The following is a 23,201-nucleotide window of genomic DNA, read 5'->3' as shown; positions in this document are numbered from 1 at the left end:
ATATGTCTGAAAACTCACACCAATGCGTTATTATCGGTATTGCAGGTGCTTCTGCATCCGGTAAAAGTTTGATTGCCAGTACTGTTTACAATGAATTAAAAGAAAAAGTTGGCGATCATCAGATCGGTGTCATTACGGAAGATTGTTACTACAACGATCAAAGTCACCTAAGCATGGAAGAGCGCGTTAAGACTAACTATGACCATCCAAATGCATTGGATCACGATCTGCTATGTGATCATCTACAAATGCTTATGGAAGGTAAGTCAGTTGAAGTACCTCAGTATAGCTACAGCGAACATACTCGTATGACAGAAACCTCAACAATGACACCAAAGAAAGTGATCATTTTAGAAGGTATTCTGCTTCTGACTGACCCTCGTTTACGTAACCTAATGCACGCTAGTGTCTTTATGGATACGCCGCTAGATATCTGTTTATTACGCCGTCTTCAGCGTGATGTAGCAGAGCGTGGTCGTACAATGGAATCTGTTTTAGTTCAGTATCAAAAAACAGTACGTCCAATGTTCATGCAATTTATTGAGCCATCTAAGCAGTATGCCGATATTATCGTTCCTCGCGGCGGTAAGAACCGAATTGCGATTGATGTCTTAAAAGCGCATATTGCCAAACTACTGAAATCGTAAGATTATATTTTTCTTGAGGCTGGCCATTGAGTCAGCCTTATTTTTATAAATTGATCTGTTGCTGACTTAAATTGAACAGGGCTGTTTATGTTTAAGTTTTGCTTTTTCTGGAGAAAACTCTCATGAGACTCTGTGATAAAGATATTAAAAAATATCTCGATGAAGGCAAGATCAGTATCGAACCACGCCCGTCAGATGACTGCATCAGTGGTTTGACTGTTGATGTTTCTCTTGGTAATAAATTCCGTATCTTCAATGATCACGGTGCACCATATATCGATCTTTCTGGTCGAAAAGAAGAAGTTTCTGCTCAACTTGATAAAGTGATGAGTGATGAAATTGAAGTCGCTGAAGATGAAGCTTTTTTCCTACACCCAGGACAATTGGCGCTTGCTGTTACCCATGAATCGGTGACGTTACCTGCTAATATTGTGGGTTGGCTAGATGGCCGTTCGTCGTTGGCTCGTCTTGGCTTAATGGTTCATGTTACCGCTCATCGAATTGATCCAGGTTGGTCTGGTCGTATTGTTCTTGAGTTCTATAACAGTGGTCGTTTGCCATTAGCTTTACGTCCTCACATGCCAATTGGTGCATTAAGCTTTGAGACATTATCAGGTCCTGCTGAAAAACCTTATAATAAGCGTGCAGACGCAAAGTATAAGAATCAGCAAGGTGCTGTTGCAAGTCGTATCAATGAAGACGATAAAGAAGCATAATTGCTAATTAACTGAATCAGGAAAGGGCAGCCATAAAGGTTGCCCTTTTTCTTTGCTATCGCTTTAAACTTCCATTGGTTATTATGGTCTCAAAGCTATTGGCTAGGCTTATCTTTAACGTGGTTATTCAAGTTACAAGGCATCTGATTTGGCTAAATAAAGTAACTTGGGGTAGCGCCACGTGTTAGGAATAACTATTTAAGAAAATCTATAGGGAATCCGATGAAAAAATTCTTTTACGTTGTGGTCGCATTACTGTTGATCATTGCGTTGGGTATCGGGGCGCTTTTGACGCTCGTTAACCCAAATCAATTTAAACCACTGATCAGTGAACAAGTGAAAAAAGCGACTGGACGAGATTTAGTTATCGATGGTGATATCAGTTGGCGATTTTTCCCTACTTTAGGGTTAACTGTAGGTAAAACGGCATTTCGTAATCCAAATGGGTTTACGGAACCTGATTTGATGAAATTTACAGATGCTGAGTTGTCAGTATCGGTTATGCCGCTATTTTCTCATCAATTAGAGATTGGTAAGGTTATCTTAAATGGGGCTCATATTTTTATTGAGACTCGCAAAGATGGAGTAAGTAATCTCGATGGCCTAGGTGAAGCTAGCCAGTCACCAAGTGAGTCGAGTGCTCATTCTGAAAAATCAACCAAGACGCAAAATGATTCAGCAACCAAATCTGAACAGCCTTGGGCCATCTCTCTTGCTGGCATTGAAGTGACAAATGCCAGTGCGACCATTAACAATGACCAGACAGACAGTGCCACACTTCTCACGAATTTAAATTTAAACTTAGATCGTTTTATTCCCGGTCAATGGAGTGCGATGAATTTTGATTTAGATGGTAATACGAATGGAATTGGCTTTAGTGCTAAAGGTAAAACCTCATTCAATTTATCGTCAAATTATAAACACATAGCCCTAAAAGATGTGGATTTTACAGCAAGTGCAGAAAGTAAAACCTTCCATATTCCTCAGTTAAGTTTAAGTCTTGACCATTTTGATTTTGGTCAATGGGCAACAATTAAGTATCAAACACAGGGCAGCATACCGAATCTAAAGTTTGCAAGCCAAGGTGCTCTACGTCTTAACCTAGATAAAGCGTTGACTAAGGCTGAGTTTGAACAGATTGCTTTAACTGCCGATTTAAGTGGTGCGATGCTACCTCGTCCTGAAATGAAGATTGCACTTAATGGTGATGCACAATACCTAGTTGCAGAAAAATTAGCTTCATTATCAAATCTTAAATTAGTGGTTGATGAGGTAACCGCAACGGGTCAGTTATCTTATCAAACCAGTACCAAGCCGAAACTTCAATTTGATTTACACAGTCCAGATATTAATGTGGATAAATGGCTGGGTATGTCATCAAAGCAAAATGCAACTATTGCGCAAACAGAATCTAAATCATCTCAAGCTTCTGATGTTGCCAAAGGTTCGGTCTCTCAAACCAAAGTGACAGAACCTAATTTATCAGCATTGAAGAGCTTTGATCTCAATGGTCAGTTGGCGGTCGATAAATTACATGTCGCTAATGTGAATATTTCTGATGTAAAAATGCAGATGAGTATTTTAAACGGCGTGCTTAATTTAAAACAGCTACATGCGAAGCTATACGGAGGTACGGTTGATGCGACCGCAATGGTTGATGCAAATCCACAACGAGCAAAGTATCGTTTTAGTCCTCGTATTAAAGGCATTCAAATTCAACCATTATTAAAAGCACTTGCCGATAATGATTCGTTAGCGGGTACGGCAAATTTGGATGTGAGTCTATCGGGTCAAGGCTTGTCTGAGCAAAGTATTCGTCAGCATGTATATGGTTCAGTGACTGCCAGTATCAATAATGGCGCGCTATATGGTGTGAATTTACCTGAGATGATCAGAGAAGCGAAAGCTAAGCTTAAAGGCAAAGCTATCGACGGTGCTAACGCCGAGAAGAAAACAGATTTTTCATCATTATCTGCCGCTATTACGATTAAAAATGGGGTAGCAAGTACCAGCAATTTAGCGGCTCATTCGCCTTTGTTTAATGTATCGGGTTCAGGTAATACGAATCTTGTGTCTGAGCAGATTGATTTTACGGTGAATGCCTTAATTTCGGATCATAAACAAGCCAATGGACAATTAGTTGTGCCGATTGAGATCAAAGGTAATTGGGATAAACCTGAATACCGTTTAGATCTCAAACAGCTGCTGCTTAAAAACAATACGTTAAAACAGAAAGCGGAAAAAGAGATAAATCGAGGCCTTGAGAAGATCTTTGGTGGTGAAGGAAAGAACGAAGATCTGAAAAATGCAGCGGATCAATTGTTGAAAGGGTTATTTAATTAAGTAACTAAGAAATAAAGGCTCATTCAGCAGATGAATGAGCCTTTATTGTTTTTGTTAGTTTGGACGCAGTTATGTAAGGTGAAGGTAAAAAAAGTCAGTTTTTTCATCAAAACTATAAGCAAAACCCTGCATTATCGATACAATAGCTATAACAAGCCATTTTTATGGCGCTTAAATTTCAGTTTATTCAGACAATTTTGAGCATTATGACTAACGAAGTATCAGAAAAGACGAGTAGCACAGTTGTTCAGAAAATCACAGCAGCAGCAATGTGGTTATTAGAAAAAATCAAAGCCTTACCGCCGATTGCTCACTTCATTCGAGCTGCCGATCGCTTTAATGATCGACTTGGTAGTCAGTTTGGTGCCGCTATCACCTATTTTTCCTTTTTATCTTTGATCCCGATTTTGATGGTGTTATTTGCGGCTGCCGGTTTTATTCTTGCTTCTAATGCCGATTTGCTAACAGATATTATCGATAAAATTGTAAATGGAGTAACAGACCCAAGTTTGGCTCAGACCCTGAAAAATACAGTCAATACAGCGGTGAACCAGCGTACAACAGTGGGGTTAAGTGGTCTTGCGATTGCCCTCTACTCGGGTATTAGTTGGATGGGCAACCTTCGAGAAGCCGTTCGGGCACAAACACGTGATATATGGGAACGGAAACCAGAAGATAAAGATCATATTCTATTGCAGTATGGTAAAGATTTTATTGCCTTAACTGGATTGGTGGCTGCACTTATTTTCACTGTAGCCTTAACATCGATTGCTGGCTCTGCTCAAGCAAGTATTGTTAATGCATTAGGGTTAAATGATGTTACTTGGTTAAGACCGGTTTTAACAACGATTGCATTAACCATTTCTATTAGTGCTAACTATCTGATGTTCTTGTGGATTTATTGGATGTTGCCTAAGAAAAAGCTAGAGCGAAAGGCTTTGATTCTTGGTACGTTAATGGCAGCTATCGGATTTGAAGGCATCAAGTTTGCGATGACATTTATGCTACCTAAGCTGGCTCAATCTCCATCTGGCGCTGCATTTGGTTCTATTATTGGTTTGATGGCATTTTTCTACTTTTTTGCTCGATTAACGCTATTTTGCGCAGCATGGATAGCAACAGCTGAGCCGAGCAAGAAAAAGCATCTTGATGGTGCAGAGCAGACTGAGGCCCCAGAAGTTGAAGAACAAACCTCTGCTTCAAATTAAGCCCGTCTAGTTTTTGTTTAGTGAGCAAGTAAGTGTACTAAATAAGAAAACCGCAAGTTAATACTTAAGGTAACTTGCGGTTTTTTATTATGAGGTAGCTCTTAAACTACGAGTGATTAAGCGGCACTTTTCTTCTTTTTATTTGAGCGTTGGCTCTCTAGAGTATCTTGGAAAGCTTGCAGTAAATCGATAGCAGAGAGCATGCCAACTAATTCACCTGCTTTATTGAGCACAGGTGCTGCACCAACATTGTGTTCAAGAATAATACTAATTGCTTTGGTTAATGTGTCGTTAGTACGGACAGATATCACATCTTTGATCATGACATCTCCAACATTAAGGTCATCACTGAGTTGATATTCATGGCCAATATCCGGGGATTCATCAACCCAGTTAGGTCGACGCAACTCTCTATCACTGATGATTCCAATCAGATCGCCTTGATTATCAATAATAGGTAAATGGCGGATATCTTCATCCTTCATTAAAAAGAACGCTTCTCTTAATCCGGTATCTGCCGTTGCGGAAATCACTTTAGCAGTCATGTACTCAGAGACTTTTGTTGGCATTACTTCATCCTTATCAGTAATTGATATCATGTTCCCACATAACTGTTACTTTGGTGTGGTACTTATCCAGTGTAGTCGATCAGTATGAGATACGAACACAACATGAACATCGAATAGTCTTTAATGACGTTAACAGATCCCAATGAAAAAGTAGTGAGACATAGCCCTTGTTTTGACATTTGTTAAGAACAAGAGTGAGGATGAGGTTTTGTGGTGTTTATGTTATAGCACGTTATTCTCCCTTTATTTTGTTGTTTAAAAAACATCAATGAGTTTTGTTGCTGTTTTTAATTTGTAGCGTATTTGTTTCGAGCCACTGGAAAATGTCTGCGATTCTTCACATAACTATTTATAAAAATACTTTTATTGTAACAAATTGATATTTATCAATAGGTTTGCATAATGGCAGGGGCAAGCTATCCCTAGTTTATTTAAGGTTATTTATTGATTTCGATATAGGGAGATAGCGATCATGCTGTACTTGGAGTTTTTATTCCTGTTGCTTGTGCTGTATGCAGGCAGTCGTTTTGGCGGCATAGGGTTAGGTGTTGTATCTGGTTTAGGCTTAATTGTGGAAGTGTTTATTTTCCGTATGCCTCCGACATCGCCACCAATCACTGTTATGCTGATTATCTTAGCCGTTGTGACGTGTGCTTCGATTCTTGAAGCGGCTGGTGGCTTAAAATACATGCTTCAAGTAGCAGAAAGAATTTTACGCAGCAATCCTAAACGAGTGACAATATTGGGCCCATTAGTGACTTACACCATGACATTTATGTTGGGTACAGGTCATGCTGTGTATTCAATCATGCCTATTATTGGCGATGTTGCCCTAAAAAATGGTATTCGTCCTGAGCGCCCAATGGCAGCATCTTCGGTAGCTTCTCAGTTAGCCATTACTGCGAGCCCAATTTCAGCAGCGGTGGTGTACTACTTAGCACAACTATCGGGCTTAAATGAAAGTATTCACCTTCTAACCATTTTGATGGTTACTGTACCTTCGACTCTTTTAGGTACGATTCTTCTTTCTTTATATAGCCTTCGTCGTGGTAAAGAGCTTGCTGATGACCCTGAATATCAAGCACGCTTAAAAGATCCTATTTGGGCTGAGACTATTAAAAATACAACATCGACCTCATTAAATGAAGCGTTACCAAAATCGGCAATGCATGCTGTTATGTTGTTTATTTTGGCGCTGATTTCTATTGTGATTATTGCGATGGTGCCTGAAATTCGCACCATTGGTGATGCTAAACCGATTTCAATGTCTCTTGTCATTCAGATGATGATGTTGGCATTTGGTGGTTTAATTTTATTGGTTACTCGTACTAACGTGCAGAAAGTTCCTGAAGGCGTTGTCTTTAAGTCGGGTATGGTTGCTGCAATTGCTATTTTTGGTATTGCTTGGATGAGTGATACCTATTTCCAGTATGCGATGCCATCATTTAAATCGGGTATTACCGAGATGGTTCAAAACTACCCTTGGACATTTGCATTAGCGCTATTTATTGTCTCTGTAGTGGTAAACTCACAAGCGGCAACGGCTCGTATGATGCTACCTGTCGGTTTGGCTATGGGATTAAATCCTGCACTTTTGATTGGTCTAATGCCAGCAACTTATGGCTATTTCTTTATTCCAAACTATCCATCAGATATTGCAACCGTTAACTTTGATGTGACAGGTACTACTAAGATTGGTAAATGGTATTTTAATCACAGCTTTATGGCTCCTGGTCTTATTGGGGTAGTTGGCGCATGTGTAATTGGCTATTTACTTGCGCAAGTTGTAGTGCCAATGTAAGGCTACACAGAAAAGTAAAGCTCGATTAGACGTGGCTTATTAATAGAGAAAGGGAGCTCTTGGTGAGCTCCCTTTTTATTTATTCGTGTGAATCATCTTCTTTATACGGCCAGTAATGGTGACCGGCGCGAATAATTAGGGTTGCTGCGGCTAGGATAAATGCAGAGAGTGATAACCAAACAATAAATTCACCGTTTAGCTCTTTCATACCAAGAGTGATATAGCGAGCAATAGCCATAATCGCTATATAAATAGGATAGCGCACAGGTATTTTACCATTGGCAACAAACTGTTGAACCATGGCCAATACTTCTAGATAGATAAACATTAATAGGATGTCAGTAAGTAAAATTTGTTTATTTACAATGACATGAATAAATTCATTGACCATGGCAACTACGGTTGAGAGCGTAATTGCAACCAATAAAATTGCTTCTAAGATATGAAAAATCTTAAGAAATCGGGAGCTGAACCCTTTTGGTAAATGTGAAGGCATGATATCTCCTAAGCAAGGCTTTCACTTCCCCTTTGTGTTATAACCTCTTAATACACACTGAGTGTTTTAATGGTCTTGGGGGATATTCTTGCTCGGAATTATAAAGAGTTTTTTGCAAAGACCCAATAACTGAAGAGGGCAAATTTACGCCCCCTTACAGTTATGCAAAGATTACCAATCAACACCTTGTCGCGCTTTGATTCCATTTTCAAAAGCGTGTTTGATGTTACGAACTTCCGATACGGTATCGGCTAATTCGATAAGAGAGCGGTGAGCGCCTCGGCCTGTAATAATAACCGATTGCATTGGAGGACGATTATTGAGAGCTTCGATCAACTCATCAAGGTCAATATAATGATAAGTAATCATATAGGTAAGTTCGTCGAGTAACACGACATCATAACTCGGATCTGCGAGCATTTTCTTACACGCTTGCCAAGTTTGTTGAGCGGCTAGGGTGTCAGCTTCTTTATTTTGGGTCTCCCATGTAAAGCCTGTTGCCATGACAGCAAACGTGACACCATGTTGCTCTAGTAAATTACGCTCTCCGCAATCCCAAGTTCCTTTGATAAATTGACCAACGCCGCAGCGATAGCCGTGTCCGACAGCTCGAGCAACAGTACCAAACCCTGAGGTTGATTTACCTTTGCCATTACCCGTGATGATGAGCAATAGACCTTTCTCTTGTTGAGCCGCTTCTACTTTGGCATCAATGTGTTGTTTGACTTTCTGCTGGCGATCTTTATATCGTTGGTTTTTGTCGCTATTTGATGTCATAACATTACCCTAAAATATGGTGGTAGAACGCTAAAATTACACAGTATCCAATCAATTCGGCGATCTGTTGGCAAGCACCTAAACAGTCACCGGTATAGCCTCCAAGCTGTTGTTGAAACCAAGCACCAGCAGCGAAGCGAACAATAACCATAGCTGCAATCAGTGAAATAGCTAAAGAGATTGGAAAGATAGACACTAGCACTAAACCCGTACCGATTAAAACCCACAGTTCAAAAGGGCTTTGCTGTTTTGCCAGTGGTTTCACTTTACTGGTTTGATCGGCTCGAACATAGGGATAAGAGAAGATGAGTGAAGCGGCCACCACGCGGCTTACACCATGCATCACAAATAGGGCATAAGCTGGTAGCCATACACTGTCTTGGGCAAGATAGGTGAGGGTTAGCCATTTTAAGCCAAGCATCATAATAAGTGAGCATAATCCATAGGTACCCACCCGGGAGTCTTTCATAATGGACAGTTTTTTTTCAACCGTCCAACCACCACCAAAACCATCAAAAACATCGGCTAGACCATCTTCATGAAAAGCTCCTGTTATCAGCATACTGGTTATCATGGCAAAGCCAATCGCAATCGATACCGGTAAAATGGCGGCAAACACCAGATAACTTAAAGCGGATAGCAAGCCGACAATACAACCAACTAGGCCAAAATAACGGTTAGCTTGATTTAATCTCTGTTCAGTAAATGGTGTATTTTGAGGAACTGGAATTCGAGTAAAAAAACTCAGGGCAATCAGAAATAATTGCCACTGATATCGTATTTGCTCTCGATTAAACTGAAATTTCATCACAATTCTCCAGACTACACAGTGATACCGGCATCATCAAAGCTGGCCATATCGTTATAAAACGCACATGCAGCATGGAGTAATGGCAGAGCAAGCGCTGCACCTGTACCTTCACCAAGACGAAGATCTAAATGAAGCAGAGGAGAGGCTGCTAAGTGAGTCAGCATTTTTTGATGTCCTTGCTCTTGTGATTGGTGGCAAAAAACTAAGTACTGACGACAATCAGGATGTATTTGACACGCCATAAGGGCGGCGGATGTTGCGATAAATCCATCAACTAACACGATCATTTTATTTTGTGCCGCTTGTAGTATGGCGCCTACCATTTGCACAATCTCAAAACCACCAACAGCGGCTAAAATATCAAACGCATCATGACAGTGATCTTTATGAAGAGTGATAGCTTGTTCAATTAATGCGGTTTTTTTTGCCAATTGTTCTGAGGGTACCTGAGCCGACACACTCTTGTGCTGAAAGGTTGAGTGCTAAAGCCATAATGGCACTGGCGCTGCTCGTGTTACCAATTCCCATTTCACCAAAACCGATGCAATTTGTTCCTTGCTGGTAAAGCGTCTCACAGACTGAGGCCCCGAGTTTTATCCCTTCAAGGACAAGTGTACGGCTCATTGCTTGCGTTGCTGTAAAATCATGAGTACCTGCCCCTAATCGTTGTTTTATCAGGTGGGGGTGAGTCTCTGGTTCATGTTTAATTCCAGCATCGACAACCGAGATATCCATGTTATTACTGCGACAAAAACAGTTAATAGCTGCTCCCCCTGCAAGGAAATTTGCAACCATTTGTCCTGTTACATCACTGGGTGCAATACTGACCCCATGTTTAGTGATGCCATGATCTCCAGCAAAGATAACAAGGTGAGGCTGAGTAATAGTGAGTTGTTCGCTCTGTTGAATAAGAGCAATCTGGCAGGCTAATGTTTCTAATTGACCTAATGCACCAAGTGGTTTGGTTTTATTATTAATTTTATGTTGGATTTGTTCGATATGAGAGCGATCGGGTGCACTAATACTAAACATGGATGGTTTTCCTGTATCAATCAGAATATTGAATAGGAAATACTGCTTGAGTTGGGAAGATAAAGCAATGTTGTTGATAGAAAAAGCCCGTAATCACAAGTAACTACGGGCTGAGTCTCAAGATTAACCTAACGTATCTGTTGCTACTTTGTAGGTTGGATCTTCTAGCATATTCACTTCCACCAGGTTACCAGCTTTTTTAAGTAAAGAGCGGCACTCAGGGCTTAAGTGTTTAATATGCAGAGTCTTACCTTGATTTGCATAGCGTTCAGCTATGGTGTCGATGGCTTCAATGGCAGAGTGGTCAGCAACTCGTGATTGAGCAAAATCTATGATGATGTTGTTGGGATCATTTTTCGCATCAAATAGCTCTAGGAAGTGAGCTGCAGAGCCAAAGAACAAAGGACCGTTAACACGATAAATTTTTGCACCGTTTTCATCCGTATGAGTCGAGGCATAAATACGTTTTGCATGATTCCAAGCAAAGACTAGAGCGGAGTAGATAACGCCAACTAATACGGCAACGGCAAGATCGGCAGCAATGGTAACGCATGTTACAAGAATAATGGTAAAGAAGTCGTGCTTTGGTACTTTACGCATCATCTTAAAGCTTGCCCACTCAAATGTGCCAATAACCACCATGAACATAACACCAACTAGGGCTGCTACTGGGATCATTTCAATTAGAGGTGCGCCAAAGAGAACAAAAAGCATCAGTCCTACTGCGCCGGTAATACCCGATAAGCGACCACGACCACCCGAGTTAATGTTGATCATTGACTGGCCAATCATGGCACAACCACCCATAGCACCGAATACAGAACAGGTGATATTGGCAACACCTTGTCCCATACATTCGCGATTACCATGTCCGCGAGTTCCTGTCATTTCATCAATAACGGTAAGCGTTAGCAGTGACTCAATAAGTCCTACAGCTGCAAGGATCAATGAATATGGAAGAATAATGCGTAATGTTTCTAGGTTAAAGCCAACTTCAGGTAGGGCAAAAGTGGGTAATGAACCTGCAAGAGTTGCATTTGGATTGCCACTCATTGAGCGGACAAAATCAATAACAGTGCGAGAGTCTAGACCGACAACATGAACCAAAGCCGTAACGGTTAAAATGGCAACAAGAGAAGAGGGCACAGCTTTGGTAAGCTTTGGTAAGAAGTAGATAATTGCCATCGTTAAAGCGACTAAACCTAACATAATGTAGAGTTGGGTCCCTTGCATCCACTCTAGCTGACCTGCGGCATTGGTGACTTTAAATTGTCCTAACTGAGCTAAGAAAATGACAATCGCTAGGCCGTTTACAAAGCCTATCATTACTGGGTGTGGCACCATTCGGATAAATTTCCCCAGTTTGAATACCCCCGCCAAAATTTGGAATACACCAGCAAGCATGATGGCAGCAAAAAGGTATTGGATGCCGTGATCAGCAACAAGACTTACCATGACAACGGCCATTGCACCAGTAGCGCCTGAAATCATGCCTGGACGACCGCCAAGGATTGCAGTAACTAGACCGACAATGAAAGCTGCGTATAGGCCAACCATAGGGTCTACGCCAGCAACAAAGGCAAAGGCTACGGCTTCAGGGATCAGTGCTAACGCGACAGTAAGCCCTGATAAGATGTCATTTTTGACGGATTGACGCGAAAAAGATGGGAATTCAAACATTTTATTAAGTTTTGCTCTAGTCCGATTGATTTATGCACATATAAAGCGCTAGATACTATAGAAATATGTGATTTAGTTCAACTTTTATTCAGGAAATACTTAACTGTTGTTAATGTTTTCCATAGTTATAAGTGACTAAACTTATTTTATACAAAGGTTGGTTTTGTTTTTCTTAGTTTAGTGGGAAATTTAAACCTAAGGATGAAAATTTAGAAATGTTAAGGGAGAGAACAATCATTGGTGGGGCATGCGCATAAAAAAACCACACTCAAATGAGTGTGGTTTTTGTATTGGCGTAGACTCTAACTTAGTTAAAGTTTGGCTTTGTCATTGGTGCACTTGCGCGGTTTGTTGCAACTTGACTGCCCGCAGGACGGCTAGTTGCAAGATCGCGTGTTGGTGCAACAGCAACAGTTTCTGCGTGACCCATTGATACAGGAGCAGGAGCTTTTGCCATTGGTGCAGTTGCATGGAAGCCACGAGGATTTGTTGCCATTGTTGCTTTCACTTTTGTTGGCGCAAGAGAAATTGTGGTCTCAATAACCGCTTCTTCTTTCTCTTTAACAACAGGAGCTGCTTCAACAATAACCTCTTCAGTTTGTTCTAAAACTGGAGCCTCAGCCTCTACTTCTTCAGTAAGAGAAACGACGGGTTGTGTCTCTTCTACCGCGCGCATAGGGAATACTTTACCCATAGCAAGTTCCGGCATTGCCACACCTGTGCGTACGACAGTCTCAACCGCTTCTACTTCTGCAATCTGTTGTGTTTCAATGATTGCAGGAGTTAGCACGTTATCCATTGCAGCTTCAGCTTGCGCTAAGTCTAGCTCAGGCTCTACAACGGTTTCTTCAATCACTTCTGCAGCTGCAACCGCTGGTTTAGTATGACGAGGCCATACTTTGCCCATTGCCATTTCAGGAGACGCTACGCCTGTTGCTGGACGACGTTGAATTGATTTTGGTTTCTCAACGATAGATACCGTATTTTCAATGTCGTTTAGAGCATCAACAGAATCTGTTGCCATCATATCAATTGGCACCATCTTCACATCTTCGTGCGTTACGTGCTCAGGTTTTTCAACTCGAGTATCACGCATGCGACGGCGGCGTTGACCACTTGCACGTAAATGACGAGGAGAGCGACGGTTACGACGTTGAGGTGCATCCTCTTGATCTTCCGCTTCTTCCATCTCTGGTGCAGTTGGCATATCAACAGCTTGAGTCTTAACTTCATCTTGAGCTGCTTTAGCCATTGCGGTACCCATTTCCATTAGTGGTGATGGTTTCGCTTCTGCTGTTGCAGTTGATGATACTTCAATAGCTTCAACAACATCTTGTTGGTCATCAATACGAACTTTCTTCTGTAGCTGACGACGTTGACGGCGTTGTTTTACTTTTGCTGTTTTTTCTTCATTCTCACGCTGAGCTTCAAGATTTTGCTTTTCAGTTTTCTCTTTTTGCATCTCTTGACGACGTTGTTGCTTCTGCGCTTGGATCTCTTCTTTACGAGCTTGGCGCTTTAGCTCTTTCTCTTCGTCTCGTTGACGCTGCTGCTGCGTTTTTTGAGGCTTCTCAGCTTGTTGCTGTTGACGCTGGTCTTGTTTAGTCGCTTTGTCGTTATTACGGTCATTATTGCGTTCGTTATTACGACGACGATTGTTCTGACGTTGCTCATTGTTACGAGTGTTGTCTTTTTCTTGACGTTCGTTGTTACGATTGTCGCGCTGCTCTGAATCTTGTTGACGATTATTGCGGCGGTTATCGTTACGACGGTTGTCATTGCGACGATTATCGTTACGGCGATTGTCATTACGATCGTTGCGACGGTTATTATTGCGACGATTGTTCGTATTTTCTTGAGGTTGTTGCTCTTCTTCTTTCTTGCTCATATGGCTTGAGAAGAAGTTTGCAATGGCTGAGAAAATACGGTTGAAAATACTTGGTTGTTGCACTGCTAGTTTAGAAGCGGCTGGCTTAGCAATTGGCGCAGGCTCTTTTGGTGCAGTAAAACCTTGAAGTACAGGTTCTTCACGCTTCTTAATTACGCGCTCAGGCTGTACAGGTTCTTGAGTCTCTGCTTCACGCTGTGCTGCAAGTAATTTTGGAATGCGGTATGACAGTGCTTCTTGTTCTTCACCTTCACGCACACGAGAAACTTCAAAGTGTGGTGTTTCCATATCTGAGTTCGGTACGATAATGACACGAACATCGTGATATTTTTCAATGTGTTGAACTGAACGACGTTTTTCGTTTAATAAGTAAGATGCAATAGCAACAGGCACAATAGCTAATACTTGTGAGCTGTTATCTTTTAATGCTTCTTCTTCAATTAAGCGAAGAATAGATAGAGACAGTGATTCGTTATCACGAACAACACCCGTACCTGTACAGCGAGGACATACATGATGACTTGCTTCTGCTAGGGATGGGCTTAGGCGCTGACGTGACATCTCCAATAGACCAAAACGAGAAATTCGACCAATTTGTACACGTGCGCGGTCCATACGAACAGCTTCGCGTAAACGGTTTTCTACTTCACGCTGATGGCGAACCGGAGTCATATCGATAAAGTCGATAACAACTAGGCCACCAAGGTCACGAAGACGTAATTGACGAGCAATTTCATCTGCCGCTTCAAGGTTAGTTTGTAATGCTGTTTCTTCGATATCTCCGCCTTTTGTTGCGCGTGCAGAGTTGATATCGATAGAGGTTAATGCTTCTGTTGGGTCAATTACGATAGAGCCACCAGAAGGTAGACGAACTTCGCGCTGGAACGCGGATTCAATCTGACTTTCAATTTGGTAGTGGCTAAATAGTGGAACTTCGCCTTCGTAACGTTTAACACGAGAGATAAAATCTGGACGAACCAATTTGATATGATCGCGAGCGCGTTCAAAAATCTTTGGACTGTCGATTAAGATTTCACCGATATCTCGACGTAGATAGTCACGAATTGCACGAGCAATCACATTACTTTCTTGGTGAATTAGGAATGGGGCAGGTTGAGCGTCAGCCGCTTCTTTCACTGCACTCCAGTGATTTAACAGAACATTTAAATCCCACTCTAACTCTTCAGCTGATTTACCAACACCTGCGGTACGTACAATTAGACCCATACCGTGAGGCAGTTCTAATGTGCTTAACGCCGCTTTTAGTTGCGTACGCTCTTCACCTTCGATTCGACGAGAAATACCGCCTGCACGAGGGTTGTTTGGCATAAGAACTAAGTAGCTACCAGCAAGAGAGATGAATGTAGTTAAGGCTGCACCTTTGTTACCGCGCTCTTCTTTATCGACTTGAACGATAACTTCCTGACCTTCTTTTAGGACTTCCTTAATGTTTGGACGACCTTGGTAAGAATAATCTTGTGGGAAGTACTCTTTCGCGATTTCTTTTAGAGGTAGAAAACCATGACGCTCTGCACCATAGTCAACGAACGCTGCTTCCAGGCTTGGTTCGATGCGTGTGATGCGGCCTTTATAGATGTTTGCTTTCTTAGATTCATGACCAGGGCTTTCGATATCAAGATCAAATAGCTTCTGACCGTCAACTAATGCGACGCGCAACTCTTCCTTCTGAGTTGCGTTAATCAACATTCTTTTCATTTATATTTACTCATTAATTGTCATTGTCTTAGTGAGCGAATGACAGTTTTTTTATGGTGGTGCCGGACTCCAAGACTGATATACGGGTACAACCTCACGGTTGGAAAAACAGGAGTGCTCTCTGGCTACACTATTTAAACCAACTACTTGCAGACGGTTAAGTCTCTAAATTGTAGCTGGCATCACCGACAAAGCGGTCGTATCTGTCACACCAAAAAAATCTGTAATCGGACACTAAAAGTTACTCCGCGAAACGTTTCCGTCTTATGCCATATGCAGCGGTTTTCGCTAGAGTTGTGTAAAAAATAATTATTGTGATGATATTTTATTCATCTTGTTATAAAAGTAGGCTTGTTATCCTACTACAGTACGCAATAATAGCAGGGAGCCACTAGAGCGGCAATCTGGATTATTTGCGTTATTGAGCCAATGAACTTTCAATGATGACCATTTAGCCAATCATTTTCTGCGAAAACATCTCATCAAAGTAAGAAAAGTGGTACACTCCCTTCCATTAATCGTGTTCATAACTTTGCCGATACTGGCAGAGCTGCATTGCTTCATTAGGCTTATAATCACACTCATGACAGAAGTTAAACCTAAAGTACAATTCATCGAAATTAGCGATGACTTTGCCGGACAGCGCATAGATAATTTCCTGCGTGCTAGGCTTAAAAACGTACCTAAAAGTATGATCTACCGCATTTTGCGCAAAGGTGAGGTGCGAGTAAACAAAAAACGCATCAAACCTGAATATAAGTTGCAAGATGGTGATCTGGTTCGTGTTCCTCCTGTATCGATTCCCGAAAAAGAGGATCAAGCACCGATCAGTACCAATCTAAATAAAGTGGCTGAACTTGAGTCATGCATTATTTATGAAGATGATCATTTATTGGTATTAAATAAGCCATCGGGTACAGCGGTACATGGTGGTAGTGGCTTGAAGTTCGGTGCGATTGAAGCGCTTCGTGCATTACGTCCAGATGCTCGCTTCTTAGAGCTAGTACACCGTATTGACCGAGATACTTCTGGTATTTTATTGGTTGCAAAGAAGCGTTCAGCATTACGCCGTTTACAAGAGCAGTTCCGTAATAAAACGGTTCAGAAGTATTATTTTGCCCTTGTGATGGGCGAGTGGAAAGCGTCGTGCAAAAAGGTAACTGCACCGCTACTGAAAAATGAAGTGAATAGCATTGTCCGAGTTAATCCAAATGGTAAACCGTCAGATACTCGATTCAAAGTTTTAGAACGCTTCCACCAGGCAACTTTAGTTCAAGCAAGCCCTGTAACTGGCCGTACGCATCAGATTCGTGTCCACTGCCAATATACTGGTCATCCAATTGCTTGGGATGATCGTTATGGTGATCCACGTTTTGATGCCTATACCAAGAAAACCGGGTTAAATCGTCTATTTTTACATGCTGCAAATATCCAATTTACTCATCCAAGCACGGATGAGGCAATGGAAATTAATGCACCAATGGAACCTAAATTAGAACGCTGCTTAGAAAAATTACGCACGATGTCTTAATCGTCCATTAATTTGATTTTCTATTGATAAGCAGTACATCAACAAAAGGAGTACCATTAGGATACTCCTTTTGTCTTTTTAGCGTGATTGACTGGTAAGGATATCGATTCCCTCTTTTGCCAGCAGTTCACGTAGAGCAATCAAGGGTAGGCCTACTAACGTATTTGGGTCTCGTCCTTCTAAGCGCTCAAAAAGAGCAATACCTAATCCTTCGCACATAAAACTTCCCGCACAATATAGGGGCTGCTCCCGACGAACATAATGTTGGATTTCCTCATCGGTGAGTTCTCGAAAATGTACGTGGAAAGGTTCACAAAGACTGTGGCACTCTCCCGATTGAGCATTATATAAAGCAAGGCCGGTGTAAAAGGTAATGGTTTGTCCACTTGCTTGTTTGAGTTGTTGACACGCTTTTTCTTCGGTTAAAGGCTTGCCAATGATTTTCCCATCAATAACACAGACTTGATCTGAGCCTATAATAAGGTGTGTGGGATAATCTTTTGCGCATGCTTTTGCTTTTTCTTGAGCTAGGCGCAATACCAATTGTTGTGCAGTTTCGTTCTCTTGAGCTGTTTCATCAATATTTGGACTGGCTACTTCAAAGGGGTAACCAAATTTTTTGAGTAAAGCTTGGCGATAAGTTGAGGTCGAAGCTAAAAGTAACGGTTGAGGCATAACAATCCTTACTAGAACGTAATGTTGTCTGAGTATCAATGGTGAGGGAGTGTACCTAAGTTTTGACTTTGAGATAAAGAGAATCTTTAAAGCAGTTTCTGATTGAACTCCGAAGTGATGAGGTGTATTTTTGCCTCGATTTTAAATTGGCAGTGATGGGTCTTTCTAATCTGGTTTTTTTCTAACCAAGTGCATGACTCGTTAACAATTAATTTAATTTTGCGATGGATTATGTTGTCATAGCGAGTTTGAGCTTTTGATCAGTACGATTATTGACTAAAAGCTGTTAATTCGGACACATTTCCTTTGACTCAAACAGACTATAAGGCTAATATTCGCGCCCTATGCAAAAGGTAAAATTGCCGCTGAAGGTCGATCCAGTTCGCGCAGCTCAGAAAAAACTCGATTATGATGGCATCATCACTATCGGAAATCTGAAGCGTTTAGCTGAATCCACTGATGGCGTAATAAGTGATGCAAACGTCACCTTGTCTTTTGATTTGGACCAACGTCGTATTCCTTTTATGCGCGGAAGTGCAGAAGTTGAAGTGATGTTGACCTGTCAGCGATGTCAGGAAGAATTTCAGCACACAATCAGTGTTGAATTCTGTTATAGTCCAGTTCGCAATATGAATGCGGAAGACGAGCTACCGGAAGCCTATGAGCCGACTCAAGTCGACGAAAATGGCGAGATCAACCTAGTTGAACTTATCGAAGATGAGATGATTCTAGAATTACCTCAAGTTGCTATGCACGATGATGCCGACTGTAATGTTGGTTCAGCGAACATGTCTTTTGGTGAGATCCCCGTTGCTGATGAGCGTCCGAATCCGTTTGCAGTATTGAAAAATCTTAAGAAGTAAAAATTTAACAGGAGTAGGGTTAATGGCCGTACAAAAGAGCAAGAAATCACGCGCAGCACGTGGTATGCGTCGTTCTCACGATGCACTAACAACTGCAGCACTATCTGTAGACGCTGTAAGTGGTGAAACTCACCTACGTCACCACATGACTGCTGACGGTTTCTACCGTGGCCGTAAGGTTATCAACAAGTAAGGTTGAACCTTTATGGGTCTAACCGTTGCACTCGATGCAATGGGCGGGGATTTCGGTCCTCAAGTAACAGTGCCTGCCGTTGTGCAGGCACTGTTGCACTTCCCGGAGCTCAAAGTAACCTTATTCGGTGATCAGAGTGCGATCACTACACAGCTGACTCTCCTAAACCAACTCAACCATCCTCGAATTACCATTGTGCATAGCAATAGCGCTATTGCAAATGATGCTCGACCTTCTCAAGCATTACGCCGAAGCCATGGTTCTTCTATGAGAATGGCTCTTGAAGCTGTCTCTGAAGGTAACGCTGACGCTTGTGTCAGTGCTGGCAATACTGGTGCACTAATGGCACTGTCTCGATATATCCTCAAACAATTACCTGGCATCGATCGTCCCGCTCTAGTTTCTGCTATTCCAACTGCTGCAGCCACTAAAACTTGGATTCTTGATCTAGGGGCAAATGTTTCGTGCGATTCCGACACATTATTCCAGTTTGCGGTAATGGGAGCCGTTTTAGCAGAGCAGTGGTTATCTGGTAAACCTCGCGTCGCTTTACTTAATATTGGTGAAGAAGAAATCAAAGGCAATGATTTAGTCAAACGTTGTGCTGAAATGTTAAGTCAGTGTGATGATATTGACTACATTGGCTATATAGAAGGCGACAAGCTTTATTCTGGATTAGCTGATGTTATCGTCTGTGATGGCTTTGTCGGAAACGTTAGTCTAAAAACCAGTGAAGGGGTGGCTCATCTCTTTATTGACCGGATTCGCCAAGCCGTAGGAACCAGTAAGTTTAAACAAATTCTTGCCAAATGGTTGTTTAGTGACCTATTTGACAGCCTCAAGCAGTTGAACCCCGACCAGTATAATGGGGCAAGTCTGTTAGGATTGCGTGGTATTGTAGTAAAAAGCCATGGAAGTGCAGATATAACCGCATTTACCAACGCAATCAGTGAAGCGGTGTACGAGGTTGAACGACAAATACCAACAAAAATCAGTAACCGTTTGGAAGAAGTCTTACTCGAGAGGCACTATTAGTCTTCATGTATAGCAAAATTTTAGGTACAGGCAGCTACCTGCCAGCTCAAGTTCGTACTAACGCTGACTTAGAGCAAATGGTAGAAACGAATGACGAGTGGATTGTTGCGCGTACTGGTATTCGTGAGCGTCGTATCGCTAACACCGAAGAAACCGTCGCAGTCATGGGATATCAAGCATCATTAAATGCAATTGATATGGCTGGTATTGCCAAAGAAGATATCGATCTTATTATCATGGCAACATCCAGTGCGAGTCACTCTTTCCCTTCTGCTGCATGTCAGGTTCAGGGAATGCTCGATATTAAAGGCTGCCCAGCATTTGATCTGTCTGCGGCATGTTCTGGCTTTATGTATGCACTGAGCATTGCCGATCAACACATTAAAACCGGCATGGCGAAAAATGTGTTGGTAATTGGTGCTGATGCATTGTCGCATAAATGTGATCCAACTGATCGTTCAACAATCATCTTATTTGGTGATGCTGCAGGTGCGGTTGTTGTTGGTGCAAGTGAAGAGCCGGGTATTTTATCGACTCATATCCATGCTGATGGTCATTTTGGTGGCCTGCTAAGTCTTGGTATTCCTGAGCATGGTGAAGATTTTAGCGATGATAACTGGCTATATATGGCTGGTAATGAAGTATTTAAAGTTGCGGTAACTCAGTTATCAAACTTAGTTAAAGATACTCTTGCTGCAAATAATATGGATAAATCTGAGCTAGATTGGTTAGTTCCTCACCAGGCTAATTTACGTATTATTTCAGCCACAGCGAAGAAATTATCTATGTCTTTAGACCAAGTTGTTGTGACATTAGATCGCCACGGTAATACTTCAGCTGCAACAGTGCCAACTGCATTGGATGAAGCTGTTCGTGATGGTCGTATCCAACGTGGTCAGACGTTATTACTCGAAGCCTTTGGTGGTGGTTTTACCTGGGGCTCTGCACTGGTTAAGTTTTAACTGGTTGCTAAATTCATGGATGCTGTGCCGCTTTTTAACCTTGATTTTAATCAGTTGGCACAGTAGATAATATTTCAAGCTGCTTATTTTACGATGAAGTAACAGGCAGTTAAATCAATAAGGATTCTCGAATGTCTAAGTTCGCGATTGTTTTTCCAGGTCAAGGTTCTCAAGCTGTAGGTATGCTTGCTGAACTGGCTGAGCAGTTTCCAATTGTTCAAGCGACATTTGCCGAAGCATCTGAAGTTCTAGGTTACGACCTATGGGCTCTAGTTCAAAATGGTCCTGCTGAAGATCTTAATCAAACGCATCGTACTCAGCCAGCATTATTAACCGCTTCTGTTGCAATTTGGCGTGTATGGCAAGAGAAGGGTGGTGAGCAACCAACTGTTCTTGCTGGCCATAGCTTAGGTGAGTACTCTGCACTTGTATGCGCGGGCGTTATTGATTTTAAAGAAGCAGTTAAGTTAGTTGAACTACGTGGTCAATTAATGCAAGAAGCAGTACCTGCGGGTGTTGGTGCGATGTCTGCAATTATTGGTCTAGATAATGATGCTATTGCAAAAGCGTGTGCTGATGCGGCAGAAGATCAGGTATGTTCGCCTGTAAACTTTAACTCTCCAGGTCAAGTTGTTATCGCGGGTAACAAAGAAGCCGTTGATAGAGCAAATACTTTGTGTAAAGAAGCCGGTGCTAAACGAGCACTACTTCTACCAGTTTCAGTTCCATCTCATTGTGAACTAATGAAGCCTGCTGCTGACAAACTAGCAGTAGCTCTTGAAAATATGACATTCAATACTCCAGCGATCCCTGTGATCAATAATGCTGATGTTGCAACTGAAACTGATCCTGCTGCAATCAAACTTGCGCTTGTAAAACAACTTTATGGTCCAGTTCGTTGGACTGAGTCTGTTGAGCGTATGGCAGCAGAAGGTATTGAAGAATTACTTGAAATGGGTCCAGGTAAAGTACTGACTGGCCTAACTAAACGTATTAATCGTTCACTTGGCGGTTCTGCTGTTAATGATATTGCATCATTAGACGCAGCTCTAGCTAAGTAATCTGAGATCTGAAAGAGGACTACTGATGAGCCTTGAAGGAAAAATTGCTCTAGTAACAGGTGCTAGCCGTGGTATCGGCCGTGCAATCGCAGAAATTCTTGTTGAGCGTGGCGCAACCGTTATTGGTACGGCAACCTCAGAAAGTGGCGCTGAAGCGATCAGTGCATACCTTGGTGATAAAGGTCAAGGTATGGCATTAAATGTTACGTCTCCTGAGTCAATTGAAGCAGTATTGAAGCAAATCAAAGAGACTTTTGGTGATGTTGATATCCTAGTGAACAACGCGGGTATTACGCGTGATAACTTGCTAATGCGTATGAAAGATGACGAGTGGCAAGACATCATGGATACCAACCTAACGTCTATCTTCCGTCTATCAAAAGCAGTTTTGCGTGCGATGATGAAGAAGCGTAATGGTCGTATTATCAGTATTGGCTCTGTTGTTGGTACAATGGGCAACGCAGGTCAAACTAACTATGCAGCAGCAAAAGCAGGTCTATTAGGCTTTACTAAGTCAATGGCTCGTGAAGTTGCTTCTCGTGGTATTACTGTAAACGCTGTCGCTCCTGGTTTCATTGAAACGGATATGACTCGCGCACTAAATGATGATCAACGCGCTGCAACATTAGCGAATGTTCCAGCAGGTCGTTTAGGTGATCCGCGTGAAATTGCAGCAGCTGTTGCATTTTTAGCCTCTGATGATGCTGCTTATATTACGGGCGAAACTTTGCACGTAAACGGCGGCATGTACATGATTTAAGCACAAAAGATGCAATTCTCGGCGAAAAAGGTCCAATTAAGTGGTTTTTCATTGAAAATCGTGGTTTGACCAGCAACAATGAGTGTTGCAACTTTTGTAGTAATGAATAAACTACAACAAATCGCATTAGCGAATTCTTGTTAAGGAAATATATTAGTATGAGCAACATCGAAGAACGCGTAAAAAAAATCATCGTTGAGCAACTAGGCGTTGACGAGTCTGAAGTTAAGAACGAATCATCTTTTGTTGACGATCTAGGCGCTGACTCTCTAGACACAGTTGAACTAGTTATGGCTCTTGAAGAAGAATTCGACACAGAGATCCCAGACGAAGAAGCTGAGAAGATTACTACAGTTCAAGCTGCTATCGACTACGTTAATAGCGCTGCTGAGTAATTCAGAACACTTCCAGGCGGTCCTCATGGCCGCCTGATTTCT

20 protein-coding genes and 1 pseudogene are annotated in these 23,201 nt (G+C 41.9%); 13 read left to right on the top strand and 8 right to left on the bottom strand.

Annotated elements, in window-relative coordinates; genetic code table 11:
• The first annotated feature begins 2 nt into the window (after nucleotides 1–2).
• The 4 genes from udk (at nucleotide 3) to yhjD (ending at nucleotide 4,914) form a co-directional block, all read left to right on the top strand.
• Nucleotides 3–647 (top strand): uridine kinase, encoded by a 645-nt coding sequence (gene udk / locus CTN07_RS09120; RefSeq protein ID WP_005298478.1) that lies wholly within the window; start codon nucleotides 3–5, stop codon nucleotides 645–647.
• 122 nt (nucleotides 648–769) lie between these two features.
• On the top strand, nucleotides 770–1,363 hold the full coding sequence (gene dcd / locus CTN07_RS09115) for a dCTP deaminase (RefSeq protein ID WP_036763495.1): 594 nt from the start codon (nucleotides 770–772) through the stop codon (nucleotides 1,361–1,363).
• 222 nt (nucleotides 1,364–1,585) lie between these two features.
• Nucleotides 1,586–3,706 (top strand): AsmA family protein, encoded by a 2,121-nt coding sequence (locus tag CTN07_RS09110; RefSeq protein WP_005298482.1) that lies wholly within the window; start codon nucleotides 1,586–1,588, stop codon nucleotides 3,704–3,706.
• A 269-nt stretch (nucleotides 3,707–3,975) separates the two neighbouring features.
• On the top strand, nucleotides 3,976–4,914 hold the full coding sequence (gene yhjD / locus CTN07_RS09105; RefSeq protein ID WP_418005617.1) for an inner membrane protein YhjD: 939 nt from the start codon (nucleotides 3,976–3,978) through the stop codon (nucleotides 4,912–4,914).
• A gap of 116 nt (nucleotides 4,915–5,030) precedes the next feature.
• Here yhjD and CTN07_RS09100 read toward each other — a convergent pair whose 3' ends face one another.
• Entirely contained in the window at nucleotides 5,031–5,483 is a 453-nt protein-coding gene (locus CTN07_RS09100) for a CBS domain-containing protein (RefSeq protein WP_036763497.1), read from the bottom strand.
• 472 nt (nucleotides 5,484–5,955) lie between these two features.
• Here CTN07_RS09100 and CTN07_RS09095 point away from each other — a divergent pair, with 472 nt between their 5' ends.
• Complete coding sequence (locus tag CTN07_RS09095; RefSeq protein WP_005298489.1) at nucleotides 5,956–7,284, top strand: anaerobic C4-dicarboxylate transporter; 1,329 nt, start codon at nucleotides 5,956–5,958, stop codon at nucleotides 7,282–7,284.
• 79 nt (nucleotides 7,285–7,363) lie between these two features.
• On the opposite strand, the gene CTN07_RS09090 is transcribed toward CTN07_RS09095, so the two are convergent.
• The 6 genes and pseudogenes from CTN07_RS09090 to rne form a co-directional block, all read right to left on the bottom strand.
• Nucleotides 7,364–7,780, bottom strand: coding sequence for a phosphate-starvation-inducible protein PsiE (locus tag CTN07_RS09090; protein ID WP_036763499.1), 417 nt, complete (start codon nucleotides 7,778–7,780; stop codon nucleotides 7,364–7,366).
• A 171-nt stretch (nucleotides 7,781–7,951) separates the two neighbouring features.
• A complete protein-coding gene (cobO, locus tag CTN07_RS09085) occupies nucleotides 7,952–8,557 on the bottom strand; it encodes a cob(I)yrinic acid a,c-diamide adenosyltransferase (RefSeq protein ID WP_005298493.1) in 606 nt (201 codons plus the stop codon).
• Nucleotides 8,558–8,561: 4 nt separating this feature from the next.
• Complete coding sequence (locus CTN07_RS09080; protein ID WP_005298495.1) at nucleotides 8,562–9,365, bottom strand: adenosylcobinamide-GDP ribazoletransferase; 804 nt, start codon at nucleotides 9,363–9,365, stop codon at nucleotides 8,562–8,564.
• 14 nt (nucleotides 9,366–9,379) lie between these two features.
• Nucleotides 9,380–10,400 (bottom strand): annotated as a pseudogene (gene cobT, locus CTN07_RS09075) (nicotinate-nucleotide--dimethylbenzimidazole phosphoribosyltransferase).
• Nucleotides 10,401–10,523: 123 nt separating this feature from the next.
• Nucleotides 10,524–12,080 carry a SulP family inorganic anion transporter gene (locus tag CTN07_RS09070; protein ID WP_005298497.1) on the bottom strand — a complete coding sequence of 519 codons (1,557 nt, stop codon included), beginning with the start codon at nucleotides 12,078–12,080 and terminating at the stop codon, nucleotides 10,524–10,526.
• 307 nt (nucleotides 12,081–12,387) lie between these two features.
• On the bottom strand, nucleotides 12,388–15,684 hold the full coding sequence (gene rne / locus CTN07_RS09065; protein WP_036763503.1) for a ribonuclease E: 3,297 nt from the start codon (nucleotides 15,682–15,684) through the stop codon (nucleotides 12,388–12,390).
• A 583-nt stretch (nucleotides 15,685–16,267) separates the two neighbouring features.
• Here rne and rluC point away from each other — a divergent pair.
• Nucleotides 16,268–17,215 carry a 23S rRNA pseudouridine(955/2504/2580) synthase RluC gene (gene rluC, locus CTN07_RS09060; protein WP_036763508.1) on the top strand — a complete coding sequence of 316 codons (948 nt, stop codon included), beginning with the start codon at nucleotides 16,268–16,270 and terminating at the stop codon, nucleotides 17,213–17,215.
• A gap of 78 nt (nucleotides 17,216–17,293) precedes the next feature.
• Here rluC and CTN07_RS09055 read toward each other — a convergent pair whose 3' ends face one another.
• Nucleotides 17,294–17,890: a Maf family protein gene (locus CTN07_RS09055; protein WP_005298502.1), complete on the bottom strand. Its 597-nt coding sequence runs from the start codon at nucleotides 17,888–17,890 to the stop codon at nucleotides 17,294–17,296.
• Between the two features lie 344 nt (nucleotides 17,891–18,234).
• Here CTN07_RS09055 and yceD point away from each other — a divergent pair, with 344 nt between their 5' ends.
• The 7 genes from yceD (at nucleotide 18,235) to acpP (ending at nucleotide 23,159) form a co-directional block, all read left to right on the top strand.
• Nucleotides 18,235–18,753: a 23S rRNA accumulation protein YceD gene (yceD, locus tag CTN07_RS09050; RefSeq protein ID WP_036763509.1), complete on the top strand. Its 519-nt coding sequence runs from the start codon at nucleotides 18,235–18,237 to the stop codon at nucleotides 18,751–18,753.
• Nucleotides 18,754–18,775: 22 nt separating this feature from the next.
• Nucleotides 18,776–18,946, top strand: coding sequence for a 50S ribosomal protein L32 (gene rpmF / locus CTN07_RS09045; protein ID WP_005298506.1), 171 nt, complete (start codon nucleotides 18,776–18,778; stop codon nucleotides 18,944–18,946).
• 12 nt (nucleotides 18,947–18,958) lie between these two features.
• Nucleotides 18,959–19,981: a phosphate acyltransferase PlsX gene (gene plsX, locus CTN07_RS09040; RefSeq protein WP_005298508.1), complete on the top strand. Its 1,023-nt coding sequence runs from the start codon at nucleotides 18,959–18,961 to the stop codon at nucleotides 19,979–19,981.
• A 5-nt stretch (nucleotides 19,982–19,986) separates the two neighbouring features.
• Nucleotides 19,987–20,943 carry a beta-ketoacyl-ACP synthase III gene (locus CTN07_RS09035; RefSeq protein ID WP_005298510.1) on the top strand — a complete coding sequence of 319 codons (957 nt, stop codon included), beginning with the start codon at nucleotides 19,987–19,989 and terminating at the stop codon, nucleotides 20,941–20,943.
• A 131-nt stretch (nucleotides 20,944–21,074) separates the two neighbouring features.
• Nucleotides 21,075–22,004 (top strand): ACP S-malonyltransferase, encoded by a 930-nt coding sequence (gene fabD / locus CTN07_RS09030; RefSeq protein WP_005298512.1) that lies wholly within the window; start codon nucleotides 21,075–21,077, stop codon nucleotides 22,002–22,004.
• Between the two features lie 25 nt (nucleotides 22,005–22,029).
• Complete coding sequence (gene fabG, locus CTN07_RS09025; RefSeq protein ID WP_005298513.1) at nucleotides 22,030–22,764, top strand: 3-oxoacyl-ACP reductase FabG; 735 nt, start codon at nucleotides 22,030–22,032, stop codon at nucleotides 22,762–22,764.
• 158 nt (nucleotides 22,765–22,922) lie between these two features.
• Complete coding sequence (acpP, locus tag CTN07_RS09020) at nucleotides 22,923–23,159, top strand: acyl carrier protein (RefSeq protein WP_005298515.1); 237 nt, start codon at nucleotides 22,923–22,925, stop codon at nucleotides 23,157–23,159.
• Nucleotides 23,160–23,201: the final 42 nt, after the last annotated feature.

It is taken from the genome of Photobacterium damselae (assembly GCF_003026815.1).
Classification (GTDB): Bacteria; Pseudomonadota; Gammaproteobacteria; order Enterobacterales; family Vibrionaceae; genus Photobacterium; species Photobacterium damselae.
Note: the sequence above shows the minus strand (reverse complement) of the source record. Positions and strands in the feature narration are given on the sequence as shown.

Excerpts from the sequence above, each read along its gene's own strand:
- fabD (WP_005298512.1), top strand. The coding sequence starts at position 21,075 with ATGTCTAAGTTCGCGATTGTTTTTCCAGGTCAAGGTTCTCAAGCTGTA.
- rluC (WP_036763508.1), top strand. The coding sequence starts at position 16,268 with ATGACAGAAGTTAAACCTAAAGTACAATTCATCGAAATTAGCGATGAC.
- rpmF (WP_005298506.1), top strand. The coding sequence starts at position 18,776 with ATGGCCGTACAAAAGAGCAAGAAATCACGCGCAGCACGTGGTATGCGT.
- yceD (WP_036763509.1), top strand. The coding sequence starts at position 18,235 with ATGCAAAAGGTAAAATTGCCGCTGAAGGTCGATCCAGTTCGCGCAGCT.
- CTN07_RS09090 (WP_036763499.1), bottom strand. The coding sequence starts at position 7,780 with ATGCCTTCACATTTACCAAAAGGGTTCAGCTCCCGATTTCTTAAGATT.
- plsX (WP_005298508.1), top strand. The coding sequence starts at position 18,959 with ATGGGTCTAACCGTTGCACTCGATGCAATGGGCGGGGATTTCGGTCCT.
- fabG (WP_005298513.1), top strand. The coding sequence starts at position 22,030 with ATGAGCCTTGAAGGAAAAATTGCTCTAGTAACAGGTGCTAGCCGTGGT.
- CTN07_RS09035 (WP_005298510.1), top strand. The coding sequence starts at position 19,987 with ATGTATAGCAAAATTTTAGGTACAGGCAGCTACCTGCCAGCTCAAGTT.
- CTN07_RS09070 (WP_005298497.1), bottom strand. The coding sequence starts at position 12,080 with ATGTTTGAATTCCCATCTTTTTCGCGTCAATCCGTCAAAAATGACATC.
- CTN07_RS09095 (WP_005298489.1), top strand. The coding sequence starts at position 5,956 with ATGCTGTACTTGGAGTTTTTATTCCTGTTGCTTGTGCTGTATGCAGGC.
- CTN07_RS09110 (WP_005298482.1), top strand. The coding sequence starts at position 1,586 with ATGAAAAAATTCTTTTACGTTGTGGTCGCATTACTGTTGATCATTGCG.
- acpP (WP_005298515.1), top strand. The coding sequence starts at position 22,923 with ATGAGCAACATCGAAGAACGCGTAAAAAAAATCATCGTTGAGCAACTA.
- yhjD (WP_418005617.1), top strand. The coding sequence starts at position 3,976 with ATGTGGTTATTAGAAAAAATCAAAGCCTTACCGCCGATTGCTCACTTC.
- udk (WP_005298478.1), top strand. The coding sequence starts at position 3 with ATGTCTGAAAACTCACACCAATGCGTTATTATCGGTATTGCAGGTGCT.
- CTN07_RS09100 (WP_036763497.1), bottom strand. The coding sequence starts at position 5,483 with ATGCCAACAAAAGTCTCTGAGTACATGACTGCTAAAGTGATTTCCGCA.
- dcd (WP_036763495.1), top strand. The coding sequence starts at position 770 with ATGAGACTCTGTGATAAAGATATTAAAAAATATCTCGATGAAGGCAAG.
- CTN07_RS09080 (WP_005298495.1), bottom strand. The coding sequence starts at position 9,365 with ATGAAATTTCAGTTTAATCGAGAGCAAATACGATATCAGTGGCAATTA.
- CTN07_RS09055 (WP_005298502.1), bottom strand. The coding sequence starts at position 17,890 with ATGCCTCAACCGTTACTTTTAGCTTCGACCTCAACTTATCGCCAAGCT.
- cobO (WP_005298493.1), bottom strand. The coding sequence starts at position 8,557 with ATGACATCAAATAGCGACAAAAACCAACGATATAAAGATCGCCAGCAG.
- rne (WP_036763503.1), bottom strand. The coding sequence starts at position 15,684 with ATGAAAAGAATGTTGATTAACGCAACTCAGAAGGAAGAGTTGCGCGTC.